This window comes from Nocardia sp. NPDC058666 (assembly GCF_042714895.1).
Taxonomy (GTDB): domain Bacteria; phylum Actinomycetota; class Actinomycetes; order Mycobacteriales; family Mycobacteriaceae; genus Nocardia.
The window spans coordinates 1-3,386 of sequence record NZ_JBHXRY010000033.1 but is presented as its reverse complement, the minus strand read 5'-3'; the positions used below and the strand labels follow the sequence as shown (position 1 = coordinate 3,386).

The window sequence follows — 3,386 nt, the reverse complement described above, 5'->3', positions numbered from 1 at the left end:
GTCCTTGGCGGTCCGCACCACCCGCCCCGCACCCGCACCCGCACCCGTACCGGTGGGGGTGTCGTCGTCGGCCCCGGCGTCGGGGCCGGTGGCGGTGGCGGTGCCGCGTTCGAGGGCGCCGGCGATGAGGGCGCGTAACTGCAGGACGTAGGTCTGCAGTGTGGTGCGGGCACTGCGCGGCGGTTCGCCCGCCCACAGTTCCTCTATCAGTGCCGATACGGGTACCACCTGATCGGCATGGAGGGCCAGGAGGGCCAGGACCTGCCGGGGCTTGGGGGCGGTCGGCGTGATGGAGATTCCGTTCTCCCGCACCGCCAACGCGCCCAGTACATCGATGTCCACGCCGTACTCCCCTGTCCTTGGATGAGTCGCACAGCCAGTAGAAAACAGGACCGGCGGTTTGTCAATATCAAACCGGTCGTGCTGTTTTGATGGTCGATCATGTCCGACGGAACGTCAGAAAGCTTTGCTGGCCTGGGATTTCGAGTGGGTTCGGGTGCGGTGGGGCGGCTTCAGGACGCCTCGATCACCCCTCGACGAGGGTCACAGGAGGGTGGCGGACCCCACCTGAAAGAGACCGTTCAGTCTGATTCGGTGTCCGGGTCGGGGGGTGGGGCGGCACTGCCGGGCGATCCCTGCGGCAGCAGGGCGTCCAGGGCCGGGGGCGAGGCGAGCCGCGGCAGCATCAGCGTCCAGAACCGGGTCAGGGTGTGCGGTGCGAGCCACTGCCGGTCGTAGGCGCCCAGGACCTCCAGGCCCACCGTCGCGGCCACCACGCCGCGCGCCGCGTCCTCGGGCAGGAGCCCCTCGGCGAGCAGGCCCTCCCGGGCCGCGGCCGCCACGGCCGCCTCGACCCACAGCCGCCACTGCCGGCGCAGGTCCGCCGTCCCGTCGAAGGAGGGGTCCGCGCACAGCGCGAACCCGGCCCGCACCACCGCGTCGTGCGCAAGGAGGGCCATCAGCCGGTGCGTGGAATCCACCAGCACCTGCAACGAACCCCCGCCCGAACCGGCGCCCGCACTCCCGCCTGCGTTCCCGCCCGGGTCTGCGCCGGTGCCCGCGCTCCCGTCCGGGCCCGGGACGGGGGCCGGGGTGGCCGCTGCGGAGGCAGGGCTCGGTCCGGGGGCGGACGAGGCGGAGGCGGGGCCCGGGGCGGGACCCGGTGCGGGGGCGGGGGTGGTGGCGGTGGTCGGTGGTACGGACGGGCCGGCCGTGATGCGCGACAGGGCCTGCGCGGCCCGGTCCTGGACGGCGCGGGCCAGGACGGTCTTGCCGGCGAAGTGGAAGTGCAGTCCCCCGGCGCTGACCCGGGCCCGGCGGCTGATCACCGCGATCGACGCGGCGGTGAACCCCTCCTCGGCGAACACCTCCGCGGCCGCACGCACCAGCGCCTCCCGCGTACGGGCCGCACGTTCCTGCTTGACCATGGAGTCTCCACAAACCGCCAACGCGGTTTGCCCAAGGGGGTGTAAAGATCGTTCCGGTCACGGTCCGCGCCGCCACCGGAGCCCCGCTCGCGTCCCGCTGGAGCCGGCCGGCCCCACCGGCCCCACCCGCCCCACCGGGGGCCGCCCTCGGGCGGGCGGGGGGCGGGCGGGCCTCAGGACAGGGCCGGTTCGCTCTCCTGCGCCGCCCCCCGGCCGGGCCCGCGCCGCATCTCCGCGCTCACCCGCTCCCCCCGGTCGCCGGCGATGTCAAGCCTGGCGAGCATCGCGGGCGTCGCGATGCTCGGGCAGATGTGCTGGTAGACGGCGGCCACCCGCTGCTCGATGTCGCTGCGGTCGCTCAGGGTCTGCGAGTAGATCTGCGCGCCCGTCCAGCAGGCGGACAGGATCCAGGCCGTCTCGGCGGGATCCACGTGCGGCAGCAGCTCACCCTGCTCCTTCGCCCGCACCAGCAGGGTCCGCGTGAACTCGATCCAGCCCGGCACCGAACCCCCGCCGAAGATGTCGCGCATGCCCGGCCCCAGAGAGAGCCGGGCACCCGCGCTGAGCATGGGCTCGCGCTTCATCCGGTACGCCAGCACCATCGCGACGTCCACCAGTTCCTGCAGCTTGCTCTCCCGGTGGGGCACCCCGCCCTCGGCGAACTGCTCGTCCAGGACGCCCTGCGCCAGCTCCTGCTTGGAGGAGAAATGGAAATACAGGGCGCCCTTGGTGACGCCCGCCCGCGCGAGGATGTCCGCGATGGTGGCCGCGTCGTAACCGCGCTCGTCGAAGACCGCCGCCGCCGCTTCCAAGATCGCGCGACGCGTACGTACCGCACGCTCCTGCCGTGCCACCGGTGCCTCCGTTGTCCATGGTCCAATACGGCCGGATCCACCGCGCGGATCCACCGCCCCATTAAAACCAACCAGAAGGTCCGATTCTTTTCAAGCAGGCCAGGCGTCGCCCCGACGCGGTCAATCGGCCACGGGCGCCCTGGGACCCAGCACCACGGGCAACTCCCGCAGCCCGTTGGAGATGAACGACTCCACCCGCCCCAACTCCCCCGCCCCCGCCAGAGCCGCCGCCGGGAACGTCTCGAAGAACCGCCGCACCGCCACCGCGCACTCCAGCCGCGCCAGCGTCGCACCCAGGCAGTGATGCGTGCCGAACCCGAACGACAGATGCTGCCCCCGCGTCGCCCGCAGCACGTCGAAGCGGTCGGCGTCCGCGCCGTGCACCTCGGGATCACGCCCCGCCGAACCGAAGGAGATCAGGATCGGATCACCCTGCCCGATCACCACCCCCTCCCCCATGTCGATGTCCTCCACCGCGAAACGCAGCAGCCCGTAGAAGGCCGGCGGCTCGATCCGCAGCGCCTCCTCCACCACGTCCTCCCACGAAGCCAACCCCGCCCGCACCAGCGCCAACTGCGCCGGATTGCGCAGCAGTTCGTGCAGGGCCGTGCAGATCAGGTTGACGGAGGTCTCGTAACCGGCCGTGAAGAGCAGGATCAGGCTGTCGACGAGCTCCTTCTCGCTCAACCCCGCCCCCGCCCCCTCCGCACCCGCACCCGCATCGGCGGCGGTAGCGGTACGGGCGCCGGTGGCGGTACGGGCGTCGGTGGCGGTACGGGGGTCGGTGGCGGTGTCGCGGGCGGCGATGAGTGCGCTGGTCATGTCGTCGCCGGGGTGGCGGCGGCGGTGGGCGACCAGGTCCGCCATCACCACGTCCAGATCGGCCGCGTTGCGCTGCGCCTCCTCGGCGGTGATACCGGTGTCGAAGAACGCGTTGATGATTTTGTGCAGCGGGCCCCAGGAGTGCTCCGGTATCCCGAACAGCTCGAAGACGATCCGGGTCGGCAGCTCGTGGGCGAACCGCGTGCGCAGGTCCACCGCGCCACCGGGCGCCGAGGCGGCCAGGTCCTCCAGGAGTTCACCGACCACCTCCTCGATCCGGAGG

General features: G+C 72.3%; 4 protein-coding genes. All 4 read right to left on the bottom strand.

Translation table 11 applies throughout. The features are described 5' to 3' along the window. On the bottom strand, positions 1–342 hold a 342-nt coding region (locus ACFWVD_RS27980; RefSeq protein ID WP_379247824.1), incomplete at its 3' end, for a winged helix-turn-helix domain-containing protein. Between the two features lie 239 nt (positions 343–581). Further along, positions 582–1,427: a TetR family transcriptional regulator gene (locus tag ACFWVD_RS27975; protein ID WP_379247822.1), complete on the bottom strand. Its 846-nt coding sequence runs from the start codon at positions 1,425–1,427 to the stop codon at positions 582–584. 173 nt (positions 1,428–1,600) lie between these two features. Continuing rightward, on the bottom strand, positions 1,601–2,281 hold the full coding sequence (locus ACFWVD_RS27970; RefSeq protein WP_030390789.1) for a ScbR family autoregulator-binding transcription factor: 681 nt from the start codon (positions 2,279–2,281) through the stop codon (positions 1,601–1,603). Positions 2,282–2,401: 120 nt separating this feature from the next. Beyond that, positions 2,402–3,386, bottom strand: a 985-nt coding sequence (locus tag ACFWVD_RS27965) for a cytochrome P450 (protein WP_379247820.1), incomplete at its 5' end; no start/stop codon positions are given.